The sequence below is a fragment of the Granulicatella elegans genome (assembly GCF_020735385.1).
In the GTDB taxonomy this organism is placed as follows: domain Bacteria; phylum Bacillota; class Bacilli; order Lactobacillales; family Aerococcaceae; genus Granulicatella; species Granulicatella elegans_B.
Map to the genome: position 1 here is coordinate 801,330 of NZ_CP085953.1, position 14,403 is coordinate 815,732.

Consider the following 14,403-nt stretch of genomic DNA (forward strand, 5'->3'; position numbering starts at 1 on the left):
GGTATGAATGAGTAAAACATTAAAATGGAGCATGATTAGCGTAATGGTATTAGGAGCCGTTGTCGTTATCGTATTAGGATTTTTAAAATTACGCTCTCCAGAAAAGAAAGAAGAACACCATTATACAATTATGGAATTAACGGAACAGGAGCCTTTAGTATTAGATGGAAATATTGAAACGGCTAAAGAGCAAAGTTATCATGTCGACCCTCAAAAAGGGCAAGTCACTCAAGTAAAAGTAACAGATGGTCAAGAAGTAGAAGCAGGCGATGTGTTATTTGAATATGATAATGAAACAATTAGTGACGAAGTTGCCGATTTAAATCGACAAGTGAGTCGCCTAATATCTGAACGTGATCATCTATATCAAGAATTGGAAACACAAAAGAATCGTAAAACTCAAGCAAAACAAGAGGTAGAAAAAGAAGTTCCTACTCAAAATCAGCAAGGTACTACGAATCAAACAGCTCATGTAGGTACTATGGATACGACTGCCTTTGATCAAGCCATCGAGGGAACTCAAAAAGCGATTCGTGAGATGAACAATACTATTGAAGATGTAAACACAAAAATTGAACGTCTGTCTAAAAAAACAAGCTCAAGTGTAACAGCGGATATTGCAGGAACTATTAGCATTAATCCAGAAGGAAAGACAAATGTACAATTAGCTTTCATTAAAATTGCAAGTAAAGATAGCGAAGTGAAAACAACCGTTTCTGAATATGATTATGAATCTGTTGAAAAAGGAACTCCTGTAATTGTATATGTGAAAGCTCAAGATCGAGAAATTAAAGGAACGATTTCATTTGTTTCAACGGATCCGTCAGGAAGTGGTGCTAATCCAGTACCAACATTGCCAACTTCTCCTAGTGCAGCTTCTAGCAGTGGAGGTCATGGTGTTGCTCGTTATGATGTGATTGTAAAACCAGAAATTTCTCTTCCGAATGGCTTTACGGTTCAAGTAAAAATTCCTCAAAAAGGATTAGTATTAACAGAACAAGCTATTCAAAAAGATGGTGAACAAGAATATGTCTATTTATACGACAATGGGGTAGCTAAACGTAAAAATATCAAACGTTTGAAAAAAGGATTCCAATGGATTGTTCAAGAAGGATTAAGTATTGGCGATAAAGTGATTGCAAATCCTGATTCAGACATTACAGATGGAGCAGCGGTGTCTTCTACACAATTGGAAGAGTCGGTGAAGTCCCATGATTAAACTAGAACATATTCATAAATATTATAAAGTTGGAGATGAGCAGTTACATGTATTAAATGATGTGACTGTCCGTATTACTCAAGGAGAATTTGTAGGAATTATGGGGCCTTCTGGTTCTGGAAAATCTACTCTTATTAATATATTAGGATTCCTAGATTCTAAATATGAAGGAAAATATTCTTTTAATGACGAGTCTGTTTCTAATTTGAGCGATAATCAAATTTCCAAAGTTCGTAATTCTACCGTTGGATTTGTTTTTCAAGATTTTAACTTAATTGAGCAAGCAACAGTCGAAGAAAATGTGCGTCTGCCTTTATTATATCGTGGATTAACACCTCGACAAACTCATACAAAAGTAAAGCAAGCACTAGAAAAAGTAGGATTAGGAGATAAATTAGAAAAATATCCTCGACATCTTTCAGGTGGTCAAAAACAAAGAGTGGCAATTGCTCGAGCGCTAGTGAATAGTCCAAAATTCATTATTGCTGACGAACCAACAGGAGCATTAGATAGTAAAACTTCTGCGAGTATTATGGATATTTTATATCGTTTAAATCTTGAAGATGGAGTAACGATTGTAATGGTGACGCATGATCCCACTTTGACGAAGTATTGTTCTCGTGTCATCCATGTAATCGATGGAGTGATTCATGAGCAAAAGGAGGGGATTCCAAATGAAATTTAGTGTATTATTAGGATCCGCTCTGCATTCTCTAAAAGGAAATGCTCGTCGTACAATTTTAACCATGTTAGGAATTATTATCGGAATTGCAGCTGTTATTACGATTATGAGTCTTGGGAAAGGATTCCAAAAAATGGCTGTTTCAGGATTAGCTGGAGAAGATAATGGGAAAGTCACTGTACAATTTTTCTATCAACCCGACAATCCAGAATCTGTTCGAAAATTAGAAAAAGCTTTTTCAAAGCAAGACCGCATTGGTGTGGAAAGTATTGAAGGAGTTTCGGGAACAGAAATTCCTGAAACAAGGGAACAAAATTATATTTTCGGAGTTTCGATTCCAACGAAGAAAACAACAGAAAAAATTGTACTTGGATTAGAAAAATCTGCAACAAAAGAATCTTTGACGATTGGAGAAAATATTTCCCAAGTAGATATTGATGCGAATAAAAAAGTAGCGATTATTGATGAAGAGTTAGCAGAATTATTATTTTCTAGTCCAAAGCAAGCACTAGGTCATGGGGTAACGATTGATGGAGAAGTGTATTATATTAAAGGGATTAAACCAACGAGTAAAGTAGATACTTTGCAAGCCGTGTTTACAGGTGCAGACCCTTATAAAGCAGTACATGTTCCAGCTACCACTCATCAACATTATCATAAAAAAGAAGAAAACGTGAATGGACTAAAAGTATTTATTAAACCAGGCTATGTAGCAAAAGATGTTGCTAAAAAGGTAGAAACTCATTTGAATGAAGTGGGTTCAAAACATACTTCTGGGAAATATACCTTTATTGACGTAGCTGCTCAAATGGATATTATTGGAAAAGTGTTAGATGGATTAACTTATTTCGTTTCGGCAGTAGCCGGAATTTCGTTATTCATTGCAGGTGTTGGGGTGATGAATATGATGTATATTTCAGTATCTGAACGAACAAAAGAAATTGGGATTCGTCGTGCAATGGGAGCTACTAAAGGTTCCATTCAATTACAATTTTTATTAGAAGGAATTATGATTACTTCTATTGGAGGAATTATCGGATATGTAACAGGCGTGCTACTTGCGATGCTGATTTCGAATTTCCTACCATTTAAAATTTATACTGACTGGACAGCAGTAGCTTTAACAGTTGGAGTATCAGTCTTTATTGGAATTGTATTTAGCGTATTTCCTGCTAAGTCTGCTGCCAATAAAGATGTCATTGAAATATTACGTTAAAAGGTTGGAGAAACTCCAGCCTTTTTTCTTTGAAATGATTGAAACATGAAGGAGAAACTTGTACTATAGATATGGCAATAAAATGAAGAAAGAGGTGAGCGCATGAAGATTTCAGAAGGAGATTTTATATTTGAATTAAAATTTTTAACGATCCATCCTCAAACTCACAACATTCAAACAGATGTTTTCTTACAAGTTTCTCATCAAGAACAAGCTTATCAAGAACTTATAGACTTATTATCTGTAGCACAATTGGAAGAATGTCTGGTGTCGATGAAGAATTTATTAGAAAAAGGAGAAGAGTATTCTTCAGAATTTGAACAATCCAGATTAGCAGTGTTATTAGAAAAATTAGAAGAAGAGTATGTTATGACATGGGTCATTGCTCCAGAAAATATTTTAACAACGGCTTCTCAAGTCATTGGAATTGATTTGGCTCAATTGGATGAAGAAGCAGTGTTTCTTTATCAAGAAGAAGAGGAAAAGAAACAAACAAAAACGGTTGAAGTGGAATTGAGTTTATCTGCTGAAGAAATGCGACAAATCTATGAACAATTGCAAGAAGATTTGAAACGAGTAAAAGAATTTATGCTATACTAAAAATAGTTAAATCATATTGGAGGGTATGCGTGTGAACATGAAAGAGATGGTTGGCAAACAGGCCGCAACTTATATTGAATCAGGGATGACCGTAGGTCTAGGAACAGGTTCTACAGCTTATTATTTTGTAGAAGAAATTGGTAGACGTGTAAAAGAAGAAGGATTAGACATTATTGGTGTAACAACTTCAAAACGTACAAAAGAACAAGCTGAGAAGTTAGGAATTCCATTGAAGAGTGTAGACGAAGTAGATTTCATTGATGTAACAGTCGATGGTGCCGATGAAATTGCTCCTGATTTTTCAGGAATTAAAGGTGGCGGTGGTGCCCTATTATTTGAAAAAATTGTTGCAGAACAATCAAAACGTATTATTTGGATTGTTGATGAATCTAAAATGGTGGATTATTTAGGACGCTTCCCACTTCCGGTAGAAGTGATTCCTTATGGTTCAGAACAATTATTCAAAAAATTTGAAGCAAAAGGCTATCGTCCAAAATTCCGAGTGTTAGAAAATGGCGAACGTTATTTAACGGATAGTCAAAATTATATTATTGACTTAGATGTATTCCCAATTAAAGATCCTGTGACATTTGGAGCAGAATTAAAAGCTCTAACAGGAGTAGTGGAACAAGGGTTATTTACAAATATGACAGAAACAGTTTTAATTGGAACGCCAGATGGTGTGAAAGTACAAACTTTAGGATAATAGTAAAAAGGCTGGGATTTGTCCCCAGCCTTTTGTGTTACGCTAAATATTTTTCTAATCGAGCAACTACTTCTGTTAAGTTTTCCATTGAAGCAGCGTAACTGAAACGAACGTAGCCTTCTCCACCAGGTCCAAATGAAACCCCAGGGATTAATGCTACTTTAGCCTTTTGTGCAAGGTCACGAACGAATGCCCATGAATCTGTTCCGAATTTTGCAGGAATTTTAGCAAATAGATAGAAAGCTCCATCGGGACTTGCTACTTTGAAACCTAAGCGACGTAATTCTTTTGCAAGATAGTCACGTCGTTGTTGGTATTCTACTTTCATAATGTCACAGTCACCTTCTCCGTGTAACATCGCAGCTAAAGCACCGTATTGGCTTGAGCTACTTGGAGAAGTAACCATATATTGGTGAGTTTTAACAACTTCATTGATAAATGGAACTGGGCCAAGGATGTACCCGATTCTCCAGCCAGTCATAGCATGAGATTTGGATAAACCGGTAATTACGATTGTTTGATTAGGTAAGAATGAAGCTAATGATTTATGAGTTCCGCTATACGTTAATTCAGCGTAAACTTCATCACATAATGCCCATAATCCATATTCTTTTAAGATAACACTTAAAGCTTCTAATTGTTCTTTAGAATAAGTTACCCCTGTTGGGTTACTTGGATATACTAATACAACTGCTTTAAAAGTTTTTTCTGGATGAGCTTCAATAGTAGCACGTAATTTTTCTGGAGTTAAAATAAAACCATCTTCACTAGTATCGACTGTAATAAAGTTCCCTTGGTTCACCATTGTAATTGGCATGTATAATGGGAAAACTGGAGTAGGAACAATAACTGTGTCTCCAGGGTTCAAAATAGCTTGGAAGCTAGCGTTAATCGCTTCAGTAGCTCCGATAGTAGTGATGACCTGTTCTGCTGTATAGTTTAAATTGAATTTTTTATTATAGTATGCTGCAGTTGCTTGACGTAATTCAGGAATCCCAGCATTTGGAGTATAGTGGGAATGATTATCACGAATGGCTTGAATAGCAGCTTCTTTAATATGTTCTGGTGTGTTGAAATTTGGTTCACCTAATGTTAATTTGATGATTCCAGGAATTTGAGAAACTTCTGCATCAAATTGACGAATATCTGAAACGGCAATTTTTTCAACGACTTGATTGAATGGATGTTCTAACATTTGTTACCCCCTGTGTTATAGATAGGTAAATTGTACCTTTTTTATCAAAAATTAGCAATGTGGAAACGAAAAAAGTCTTCTAATCATTCCTCCTACTAGCACAAGTTCAAAAAGTATTGTATAATATCACTGAAATATAGGTAAGCAGTCAAAGTGCGAGCCACCTTTTTGTTAATAAGGGGTGGAGTGTGCACTTTTTTTGTGCAATGAAGCCAAGAAAGGATATCAGTATGCAAACAGAATTTGATACGATTGCTGCGATTTCGACAGCACCTGGTGAAGGGGCTATCGGGATTGTCAGAATTAGTGGAGATTTGGCGATTTCAATCGCAAGTTCGATTTATCAATGTGGTACTAAAAAATTAGAAGAACAAAAGACACATACGATTCATTATGGTCATATTGTCGACCCTAAATCTGGAGAAGTCTATGATGAAGTAATGGTAAGTGTTTTAAGAGCTCCAAAAACTTTTACACGAGAAGATATTGTGGAAATTAATTGTCATGGAGGGATTGTGGCGATTAATCGTGTGTTGCAATTAGTGTTGCGCATGGGAGCAAGATTAGCGGAGCCTGGGGAATTTACGAAGCGTGCCTTTTTAAATGGACGTATTGATTTATCTCAAGCAGAAGCAGTGATGGATTTAATTCGAGCAAAAACGGATAAATCAATGCAATTAGCGATGCGTCAATTAGATGGTCAATTATCGCATTTAATTCAAAATTTACGTCAAGAAATTTTAAATACATTAGCACAAGTAGAAGTAAATATTGACTATCCAGAATACGATGATGTAGAAGAAATGACTTTGCAATTATTACGAGAAAAGACGCAACAAGTATTGCAAGGGATTCGTGCTTTATTAAATACAGCTAGCCAAGGGAAGATTTTACGAGACGGGTTAAAAACAGCCATCGTAGGTCGCCCGAATGTTGGAAAATCTAGTTTATTAAATGTATTATTAAGAGAAGAGAAAGCCATTGTAACGGATATTGCTGGAACAACAAGAGATACAATCGAAGAATATGTCAATGTCCGTGGAGTGCCTTTACAATTAATTGATACAGCAGGAATTCGTGAAACGGATGATGTCGTAGAAAAAATCGGGGTAGAACGTAGTCGTAAAGCGTTAAAAGAAGCGGATTTTGTATTGTTGTTATTGAACCAAAGTGAAACATTACAAGAGGAAGACATTCGTTTATTAGAAACGACAAAAGGAATGAAGCGAATTATTTTATTTAATAAAACAGATTTGCCTTCAAAACTTTCAACAGAGGATATCGCTCCTTATGCTAAGGAAGAAGAAATTGTCACAACGTCTATGTTGAATAAAGAAGGAATCGATCAATTAGAAGAAAAAATTGCGGGATATTTCTTCCAAGGACAAATGAATGAACGAGATGCAACTTACTTATCAAATACTCGTCATATTGCCTTATTAGAAAAAGCAGAACAGGCATTAGTCGAAGTGCAAAATGGGATTGAAATGGAAATGCCGGTCGATTTAATTCAAATTGATTTTACAAGAGCATGGGATTTATTAGGAGAAATCACAGGAGACAGTATTCAAGATGAGCTTCTAACCCAATTATTTAGCCAATTCTGTTTAGGAAAATAAGAGAAAGCCACTATTGGAGAAAGGGAGTTTCGAATGACAAAGTTAGCAACGATTTGCTATATCGATAATGGAAAAGAATTGTTATTACTAAAGCGCAATAAGAAGCCAAACGATGTACATGAAGGTAAATACATTGGAGTAGGTGGTAAATTTGAAGCGGGTGAATCTCCAGAAGAATGTGCCATTCGTGAAATTTTTGAAGAAACAGGTTTGAAAGTTCATCAAATGGCGTTAAAAGGGATTATTACTTTTCCTGAATTTACTCCCGAACATGATTGGTACACGTATGTGTTTCGAGTGACGGATTTTTCCGGGGAATTAATCGACTCTCCTGAAGGTACTTTAGAGTGGGTTCCTTATGATCAAGTATTGACGAAGCCAACTTGGCAAGGTGATTTAATTTTTATGAGTTGGCTATTAGAGAATCGTCCATTTTTCTCAGCTAAATTTATATATGAAAATGGTGAATACATTCGCCATCAAGTGGAATTTTATACAACGAATGAACAATAGAAAGTAGGAGGAAGTATGGTAACAACTTATGAAGCTGGTAACTATGATGTTATCGTAGTCGGTGCGGGTCACGCTGGAAGTGAAGCTGCACTAGCAAGTGCTCGTATGGGTGCTAAAACATTATTATTAACAATGAATTTGGAAATGGTGGCATTTATGCCTTGTAATCCGTCTGTTGGAGGCCCTGCAAAAGGAGTCGTTGTGCGTGAAATTGATGCGTTAGGCGGAGAAATGGGTAGAAATATCGATAAAACCTATATTCAAATGCGTATGTTAAATACAGGGAAAGGCCCTGCAGTACGTGCGTTACGTGCGCAAGCAGATAAACATTTATATGCGCAAGAAATGAAAAAAACAATTGAACAACAAGAAAATCTTGATTTAAAACAAGGAATTGCGGAACGTTTAATGGTAGAAGACGGTGTTTGTAAAGGGGTTGTATCTCATACAGGTGCAATTTACCGTTCAAAAGCAGTTGTTTTAACAGCTGGAACATCTTCTCGTGGACAAATTATTATTGGAGAATTGAAATATTCTTCTGGAGCTAATAATTCTCAACCGTCGATTAAATTATCAGAAAACTTATTAGAATTAGGATTTGAATTAGCTCGTTTTAAAACAGGGACTCCTCCAAGAATTAAGAGTTCTTCGATTGATTATAGCAAGACAGAAATCCAACCAGGAGATGAAACGCCAAATTTATTTAGTTTTACTTCTAAAGATGAAGACTACCGCTATAATCAAATTCCATGTTGGTTGACGTATACAAATGAAGGGACTCATGAAAAAATTCGTGAAAACTTACATCGTGCGCCAATGTTTACAGGAATTGTAGAAGGTGTAGGAGCTCGTTATTGCCCATCTATTGAAGATAAAATCGTTCGTTTCAGCGACAAACCTCGTCACCAAATTTTCTTAGAACCAGAAGGGGAAAATACGGAAGAAGTGTATATTCAAGGATTATCAACTTCTCTACCAGAAGATGTTCAAATTCAAATGATTCATACAGTAGAAGGTTTGGAAAAAGCTGAAATGATGAGAACTGGTTATGCCATTGAGTATGATGTAGTGATTCCTCACCAATTAAAAAATACATTTGAAACAAAAATTGTGGAGAATTTATTTACAGCTGGACAAATGAATGGAACAAGTGGATATGAAGAAGCTGCCGGTCAAGGGCTTTATGCTGGAATTAATGCTGTTCGTAAAATCCGTGGTGAAGAACCATTTATTTTAGGTCGTAGTGATGCGTATATTGGAGTATTAGTAGATGATTTAGTTACAAAAGGAACGACAGAACCGTATCGTCTATTAACTTCTCGTGCAGAATATCGTTTATTATTACGTCATGATAATGCAGATTTACGTTTAACAGAAAAAGGTCGTGAACTAGGATTAATTTCAGATGAACGTTATGTAGCATTCCAAGAAAAACAAGCAACCATTCAAGCAGAAATTAAACGTATCCAATCCATCCGTTTGAAACCAACTGAACAATTGCAATCATTCTTAGCTGAAAAAGAATCTGCAGAATTAAAAGACGGTATTTTATTAAGTGATTTATTAAAACGTCCAGAGTTATCTTATGATGATTTAATTGGCTTTGCAGAAGAAGAGGTAGCTGTTTCTCGTGAAGTAAAAGAACAAGTAGAAATTTCTGTGAAGTATGAAGGTTATATTGCCAAAGCGATTGAAAAAGTAGAAAAATTAAAACGAATGGAAGCAAAACGTATTCCATCGAATATTGATTATGATGCTATTAATGGACTTGCGACAGAAGCTCGTCAACGTTTGAAATTAATTCAACCAGAAACGATTGCGCAAGCAAGCCGTATTAGTGGGGTAAACCCTGCCGATGTATCGATTTTAATGGTGTATATCGAACAAGGAAAAATTGCGAAAGTTCAAGAATAGGAGAATTGTATGAAACCAGAAGAATTTTATCAAAGACTCCAAGAAGTTCATGGCATTATTTTAACAGAGGTACAAAAAGAACAATTTCATCAATATTTTCAATTATTGGTGGAGTGGAATGAGAAGATGAATTTAACGGCAATTACCGATGAAGAAGGTGTCTATTTGAAACACTTCTATGATTCATTAGCGCTAGGATTTCATCATGAATTGTCGAATCAAACATTGTGTGATGTCGGAGCTGGAGCAGGATTTCCAAGTATTCCATTGAAAATTGTATTTCCAGATTTAAAAGTGACAATTGTGGATTCGCTTAATAAACGAATTACATTTTTAAATACTTTAGTAGAAACGTTAGGATTAATAGATGTGCAATGTTTCCATGATCGTGCAGAAACTTTTGGACAAAATAAAAATTTCAGAGCATTTTATGATGTCGTAACAGCTAGAGCGGTAGCAAAATTAAGTGTACTAAGCGAATTTTGTATGCCATTAGTGAAAAAACAAGGATACTTTTTAGCATTGAAAGCTGCTCATACAGAAGTGGAGTTAGAAGAAGCGAAAAAATCGATTGCCATTTTAGGTGGAAAAGTGGAAGGTGATGTGTCTTTTGATTTGCCATATGAAGGTGGAAATCGTCATGTTGTAACGATTTTAAAAACAAAAGAAACGCCAAATAAATATCCACGGAAACCAGGAATTCCATTGAAAAAACCATTATAAAAGAAGAAAGACTTTTCTGTTGTAGCAGAGCTGGTTCGTTAGCCACTGTTACAAAGAAGAGTCTTTTTTATGCGTTGAATCGATTCATGATTGAGTCGATATTTTTAATTAATACAGAAATAGATCCGTCAGGATTATTGATAAACTCCACCATTTCTTTATTTTCGTAAATGTCACTTGGAATAGTAATTTCAATTCCGTTATCGAGTTTGAATTTTTGTTTGCTGTATTTCTTCTCATATTTTGGCACATTTGTAACAGGAATTTTTTCTAGAATTTTTTCAGTCGTAATTGCTTGGTAAGCCGCTTCTTTTGCTAGAGGTTTATCTTTGAAGACTGTATCGAAAATAATACCAGCATCGATTTCATCACTTTCTTCTAATTGTGTTAAGATTGCTTGCTGTGTCGTTGCAAGTGCTAGATAATTTTCTTCGTCATATTTTTTGGCGACATGTGTGACAGTCTTTTTAATTTCTTTGATTTGTTCCTGTGTACTTGTAGGAGGTGTAATTTCTAAAAATTGTTCAGAGAAATACGGAATTTTTTTACCTTCTACGATATATTTTCGTTCGATTAATTGATACTGACCATTACTTGTATCCACAATGAACGCTTCAGATAATTTTTGAGAAGGATTTGGTAAAATCGCATGATTTTGCAAAACGGTATTTAATACTTGATCATCTTCATAATCTAAAAAATGTGTATATTTAGAGCTATAATCTAAACGCAAAATTGCAAAGAAATTTCCGCCTTGATCATTAATGCCTGATGCAAAGACATAATCAGCTGCAGGGATATCTTCTGCTGGAGCGATGATTTCATATAATTTATGAGCCAGTTGTTGTGTTTTTTCAATAAAAGGGATGCTGTCATCTGCCAAAAATCCTAGAAGTGGTTCTTCTGGAGGTAAGACACCATGACGAGGGTCACTTTTTAATGTTTTTTCAATTATTTTTGTAAAATATTCTGTAATATAGGGATTCGATAAAGGTAATTCTTTTTGGGATAACAGTAAGTTTCCGCTATTTTTATCGAAAATGTGTAAATAAGCTTGGTGTAAAATCATAAAAACTCCTTAAAAATATTAGTAATACAAACATACCACTTCTTTTTTTGTAAGTAAATGGAGTATACTATTTTTATTCTGAGGAATGGGAGGTTGAAAAGTGTTTGAGAGTAGAATACAAACCCCTCTAGGAGAAGTTCGATTAAGAAGTGATGGAAATTCACTAACAGGCTTATGGTTTGTAGGGCAAGTGAATGATGCCAAGGACAACCATGATATTGAGATAAAAGATGATTTGCCAATTTTTGGTCAAGTAGAAAGTTGGTTAGAAAATTATTTTTCTGGAAAGCAAATTCCAATTACGATTCCGTTGAAACCGAAAGGAACCGTTTTTCAAGAAAGAGTTTGGCAACTGTTGCAAGAAATTCCTTATGGAGAAACGATGACTTATGGAGAAATGGCGCAGAGAATGGCAAAAGAAAAAGGCGTAGAAACCTACTCCGCTCAAGCAGTTGGGCAAGCTGTTGGAAAAAATCCAATCAGCGTTTTCATTCCTTGCCATCGAGTGATAGGAAAAAATGGTGCATTAACTGGATATGCGGGTGGAGTTCATAGAAAAGAACAATTGTTAAATTTAGAAAGGGGAAAATAAATGGTGTTAAAAGGGATAAAAATGGTATTGGCGGCATTTGGGTCATTATTAGTGGCACAATATTTTGGATTGTCGTCAGCTTCGGTAGCATCGATTATTGCAATTCTAAGTGTTGGGAATACGAAGAAGTCATCCATCGTAATTGCTTGGAAACGAGTAGTGGCTATGTTATTAGCTTTAACAGTAGCGGTATGTGTTTTTTTAATGTTGGGACATTCTACCATTAGTTTTGGAGTGTATTTAATCATTTATATTCCTCTTGCATTTTTATTAAAAGCAGAAGCAGGGATTGCACCAAGTTCGGTACTTGCGATTCACCTTTGGTTAAGTAATACGATAACAAATAGATTACTATTAAATGAGGCGTTGTTATTATTAGTGGGAACATCAGTAGCTCTTTTATTAAATTGGCATATGCCTAGCTATCAACAAGATATTGAAGATAAAAGACAAGAAATTGAAGATAAATTAAAAGATATTTTAAGAAAAATGGCATACTTTTTACGAATGGGAAATGGAACAAATGATGCAAAACTCATTATTGAAGCAAAAGAAAAGTTAGCCCAGGCGCAAAAACTTTTATTTATTGAAAGTGAAAATCAGTTATTTAGTCAATTTAATAAAGATTTATGTTATTTTGAAATGCGAGCGGAACAAATACAGTTATTAGAAGTGATGGCTAAAAATTTAAATGATTTTCATTGTCCTGCTAGAGAGGCTGAGTTGTTAGCGGAAATGTTTGATTCAACAGCAGAACAATTGCACTTAACGAATACTGGGTTAGATTTAATGGCTGAGATTCAGGATTATATTGATGAATTTAGGAACTTAGAGCTACCAAAAACGAGAGATGAATTTGAATATCGTGCAACATTATTCCAGTTATTAAGGGATTTACAACGATTTATTGACCTTAAAGTATGTTATTTTAGAGATCATCATTAATTTGGAAAAAAATATATCGAAAAAGTTGCAAAACAGCTTGCATTTCACAAGAATTCTTGCTAGAATATCAAAGTGCATTTGTGTGCACTGGAACAAAACGTGGGAGGAGAAATCTTCATCTCCATTTAAACCACGCGCGAAACAATCAAGGAGGTAATGTCTCGTGGCTAAAAAAGTTGTAAAACTAGTTAAATTACAAATTCCTGCAGGTAAAGCTACACCAGCTCCACCAGTAGGTCCAGCTTTAGGTCAAGCACAAGTTAACATCATGGGCTTCTGTAAAGAGTTCAACGCTCGTACAGCAGAACAAGCTGGTTTAATTATTCCGGTAGTGATTTCAGTATATGAAGACCGTTCATTCGACTTCATCTGTAAAACACCACCAGCAGCAGTATTATTAAAGAAAGCTGCTAAAGTAGAAAAAGGTTCAGGCGAACCAAACAAGAAAAAAGTTGCTACTGTAACTCGTGATCAAGTTAGAGAAATTGCTGAATTAAAAGCACCTGACTTAAATGCAGCAGATGTTGAAGCTGCAATGCGCATGGTCGAAGGTACAGCCCGTTCAATGGGATTTGTAGTAGAAGGCTAACAAACATGCAGCTTCCAAAAGTCCCTAACACGAGTGTTTCACTCATGGACTTTGTGGGAGGTAGAACCGTTAAAACCACACAATAGGAGGAAATTATACAATGGCAAAGAAAAGCAAAAAATATTTAGAAGCCGCTAAAAAAATCGATTCTTCAAAAGCTTACTCAGTTCAAGAAGCAATCGCATTAGCAAAAGAAACAGACTTCGCTAAATTTGATGCATCTGTAGAAGTTGCATATCGTTTAGGATTAGATCCAAAGAAAGCTGACCAACAATTACGTGGAGCAGTAGTTCTTCCAAACGGAACAGGTAAAACTCAACGTGTATTAGTATTTGCAAAAGGTGAAAAAGCTAAAGAAGCTGAAGCAGCTGGTGCAGATTATGTTGGTGATAGCGAATTAGCTCAAAAAATCCAAGGTGGATGGTTTGAGTTTGACGTTATCGTAGCTACACCTGACATGATGGGTGAAGTTGGTCGTTTAGGTCGTATATTAGGACCTAAAGGTTTAATGCCAAACCCTAAAACAGGTACTGTTACAATGGACGTAACGAAAGCTGTTGAAGAAATCAAAGCTGGTAAAGTAACTTACCGTGTTGACAAAGCTGGTAACATCCACGTTCCAATCGGTAAAGTTTCATTCGAAAACGAAAAATTAGTAGAAAACTTCAAAACAATTCACGAAACATTATTACGTATCAAACCTGCTACAGTTAAAGGTCAATACGTACGTAACGTTTCTGTAACAACTACTTTTGGCCCTGGGGTTAAAGTGGACGTAGCTTCTCTATAATTTTAACAATAAGAAAAGAGTCGAGTTATCT

At 35.5% G+C, this 14,403-nt stretch carries 15 protein-coding genes; 13 read left to right on the top strand and 2 right to left on the bottom strand.

Translation table 11 applies throughout. From position 1 onward, the window contains the following. Nucleotides 1-7 precede the first annotated feature (7 nt). The 5 genes from LK443_RS03985 to rpiA all read left to right on the top strand — a co-directional run bounded on the left by LK443_RS03985 (nucleotide 8) and on the right by rpiA (nucleotide 4,423). Entirely contained in the window at nucleotides 8-1,219 is a 1,212-nt protein-coding gene (locus LK443_RS03985; protein ID WP_227932231.1) for an efflux RND transporter periplasmic adaptor subunit, read from the top strand. Next, nucleotides 1,212-1,904, top strand: a complete 693-nt coding sequence (locus tag LK443_RS03990; RefSeq protein WP_227932233.1) for an ABC transporter ATP-binding protein — start codon at nucleotides 1,212-1,214, stop codon at nucleotides 1,902-1,904. The genes LK443_RS03985 and LK443_RS03990 overlap by 8 nt, the downstream gene beginning before the upstream one ends. Next, nucleotides 1,894-3,117: an ABC transporter permease gene (locus tag LK443_RS03995; protein ID WP_227932234.1), complete on the top strand. Its 1,224-nt coding sequence runs from the start codon at nucleotides 1,894-1,896 to the stop codon at nucleotides 3,115-3,117. The genes LK443_RS03990 and LK443_RS03995 overlap by 11 nt, the downstream gene beginning before the upstream one ends. Nucleotides 3,118-3,219: 102 nt before the next feature. Then, a complete protein-coding gene (locus LK443_RS04000; protein WP_227932236.1) occupies nucleotides 3,220-3,717 on the top strand; it encodes a hypothetical protein in 498 nt (165 codons plus the stop codon). 25 nt (nucleotides 3,718-3,742) lie between these two features. After that, the gene (gene rpiA / locus LK443_RS04005; RefSeq protein WP_006703229.1) at nucleotides 3,743-4,423 is read left to right on the top strand and encodes a ribose-5-phosphate isomerase RpiA; all 681 of its coding nucleotides are present in this window, start codon (nucleotides 3,743-3,745) and stop codon (nucleotides 4,421-4,423) included. A 37-nt stretch (nucleotides 4,424-4,460) separates the two neighbouring features. Here rpiA and LK443_RS04010 read toward each other — a convergent pair whose 3' ends face one another. Next, on the bottom strand, nucleotides 4,461-5,618 hold the full coding sequence (locus LK443_RS04010; protein WP_227932239.1) for an aminotransferase class I/II-fold pyridoxal phosphate-dependent enzyme: 1,158 nt from the start codon (nucleotides 5,616-5,618) through the stop codon (nucleotides 4,461-4,463). A gap of 230 nt (nucleotides 5,619-5,848) precedes the next feature. Here LK443_RS04010 and mnmE point away from each other — a divergent pair, with 230 nt between their 5' ends. From mnmE to rsmG, 4 genes are read left to right on the top strand one after another with little or no spacing between them, the layout of a single operon-like run. Next, nucleotides 5,849-7,237 (top strand): tRNA uridine-5-carboxymethylaminomethyl(34) synthesis GTPase MnmE, encoded by a 1,389-nt coding sequence (mnmE, locus tag LK443_RS04015; RefSeq protein ID WP_227932240.1) that lies wholly within the window; start codon nucleotides 5,849-5,851, stop codon nucleotides 7,235-7,237. A 33-nt stretch (nucleotides 7,238-7,270) separates the two neighbouring features. Next, nucleotides 7,271-7,750, top strand: a complete 480-nt coding sequence (locus LK443_RS04020) for an NUDIX hydrolase (protein ID WP_227932242.1) — start codon at nucleotides 7,271-7,273, stop codon at nucleotides 7,748-7,750. A gap of 15 nt (nucleotides 7,751-7,765) precedes the next feature. Continuing rightward, the gene (gene mnmG, locus LK443_RS04025) at nucleotides 7,766-9,664 is read left to right on the top strand and encodes a tRNA uridine-5-carboxymethylaminomethyl(34) synthesis enzyme MnmG (protein ID WP_227932244.1); all 1,899 of its coding nucleotides are present in this window, start codon (nucleotides 7,766-7,768) and stop codon (nucleotides 9,662-9,664) included. 9 nt (nucleotides 9,665-9,673) lie between these two features. Beyond that, nucleotides 9,674-10,387: a 16S rRNA (guanine(527)-N(7))-methyltransferase RsmG gene (gene rsmG / locus LK443_RS04030; RefSeq protein ID WP_227932245.1), complete on the top strand. Its 714-nt coding sequence runs from the start codon at nucleotides 9,674-9,676 to the stop codon at nucleotides 10,385-10,387. A gap of 67 nt (nucleotides 10,388-10,454) precedes the next feature. Here rsmG and LK443_RS04035 read toward each other — a convergent pair whose 3' ends face one another. Beyond that, nucleotides 10,455-11,456, bottom strand: coding sequence for a nucleoid-associated protein (locus tag LK443_RS04035; RefSeq protein WP_227932247.1), 1,002 nt, complete (start codon nucleotides 11,454-11,456; stop codon nucleotides 10,455-10,457). Between the two features lie 100 nt (nucleotides 11,457-11,556). Between LK443_RS04035 and LK443_RS04040 the strand changes: the two genes are divergently transcribed. From LK443_RS04040 to rplA, 4 genes are all read left to right on the top strand, one after another. Continuing rightward, complete coding sequence (locus tag LK443_RS04040) at nucleotides 11,557-12,048, top strand: methylated-DNA--[protein]-cysteine S-methyltransferase (protein WP_227932249.1); 492 nt, start codon at nucleotides 11,557-11,559, stop codon at nucleotides 12,046-12,048. Next, nucleotides 12,049-12,993 (top strand): aromatic acid exporter family protein, encoded by a 945-nt coding sequence (locus LK443_RS04045; RefSeq protein WP_227932251.1) that lies wholly within the window; start codon nucleotides 12,049-12,051, stop codon nucleotides 12,991-12,993. It abuts the gene before it with no gap. Between the two features lie 163 nt (nucleotides 12,994-13,156). Next, complete coding sequence (gene rplK / locus LK443_RS04050) at nucleotides 13,157-13,582, top strand: 50S ribosomal protein L11 (RefSeq protein ID WP_227932252.1); 426 nt, start codon at nucleotides 13,157-13,159, stop codon at nucleotides 13,580-13,582. A gap of 100 nt (nucleotides 13,583-13,682) precedes the next feature. Beyond that, entirely contained in the window at nucleotides 13,683-14,372 is a 690-nt protein-coding gene (gene rplA, locus LK443_RS04055; protein WP_227932254.1) for a 50S ribosomal protein L1, read from the top strand. The last annotated feature ends 31 nt before the right edge of the window (nucleotides 14,373-14,403 follow it).

What these genes read in the sequence shown, in the direction of transcription:
- LK443_RS03985 (WP_227932231.1), top strand. Translation starts at nt 8, where the DNA reads ATGAGTAAAACATTAAAATGGAGCATGATTAGCGTAATGGTATTAGGA.
- LK443_RS03990 (WP_227932233.1), top strand. Translation starts at nt 1,212, where the DNA reads ATGATTAAACTAGAACATATTCATAAATATTATAAAGTTGGAGATGAG.
- LK443_RS03995 (WP_227932234.1), top strand. Translation starts at nt 1,894, where the DNA reads ATGAAATTTAGTGTATTATTAGGATCCGCTCTGCATTCTCTAAAAGGA.
- LK443_RS04000 (WP_227932236.1), top strand. Translation starts at nt 3,220, where the DNA reads ATGAAGATTTCAGAAGGAGATTTTATATTTGAATTAAAATTTTTAACG.
- rpiA (WP_006703229.1), top strand. Translation starts at nt 3,743, where the DNA reads ATGCGTGTGAACATGAAAGAGATGGTTGGCAAACAGGCCGCAACTTAT.
- LK443_RS04010 (WP_227932239.1), bottom strand. Translation starts at nt 5,618, where the DNA reads ATGTTAGAACATCCATTCAATCAAGTCGTTGAAAAAATTGCCGTTTCA.
- mnmE (WP_227932240.1), top strand. Translation starts at nt 5,849, where the DNA reads ATGCAAACAGAATTTGATACGATTGCTGCGATTTCGACAGCACCTGGT.
- LK443_RS04020 (WP_227932242.1), top strand. Translation starts at nt 7,271, where the DNA reads ATGACAAAGTTAGCAACGATTTGCTATATCGATAATGGAAAAGAATTG.
- mnmG (WP_227932244.1), top strand. Translation starts at nt 7,766, where the DNA reads ATGGTAACAACTTATGAAGCTGGTAACTATGATGTTATCGTAGTCGGT.
- rsmG (WP_227932245.1), top strand. Translation starts at nt 9,674, where the DNA reads ATGAAACCAGAAGAATTTTATCAAAGACTCCAAGAAGTTCATGGCATT.
- LK443_RS04035 (WP_227932247.1), bottom strand. Translation starts at nt 11,456, where the DNA reads ATGATTTTACACCAAGCTTATTTACACATTTTCGATAAAAATAGCGGA.
- LK443_RS04045 (WP_227932251.1), top strand. Translation starts at nt 12,049, where the DNA reads ATGGTGTTAAAAGGGATAAAAATGGTATTGGCGGCATTTGGGTCATTA.
- rplA (WP_227932254.1), top strand. Translation starts at nt 13,683, where the DNA reads ATGGCAAAGAAAAGCAAAAAATATTTAGAAGCCGCTAAAAAAATCGAT.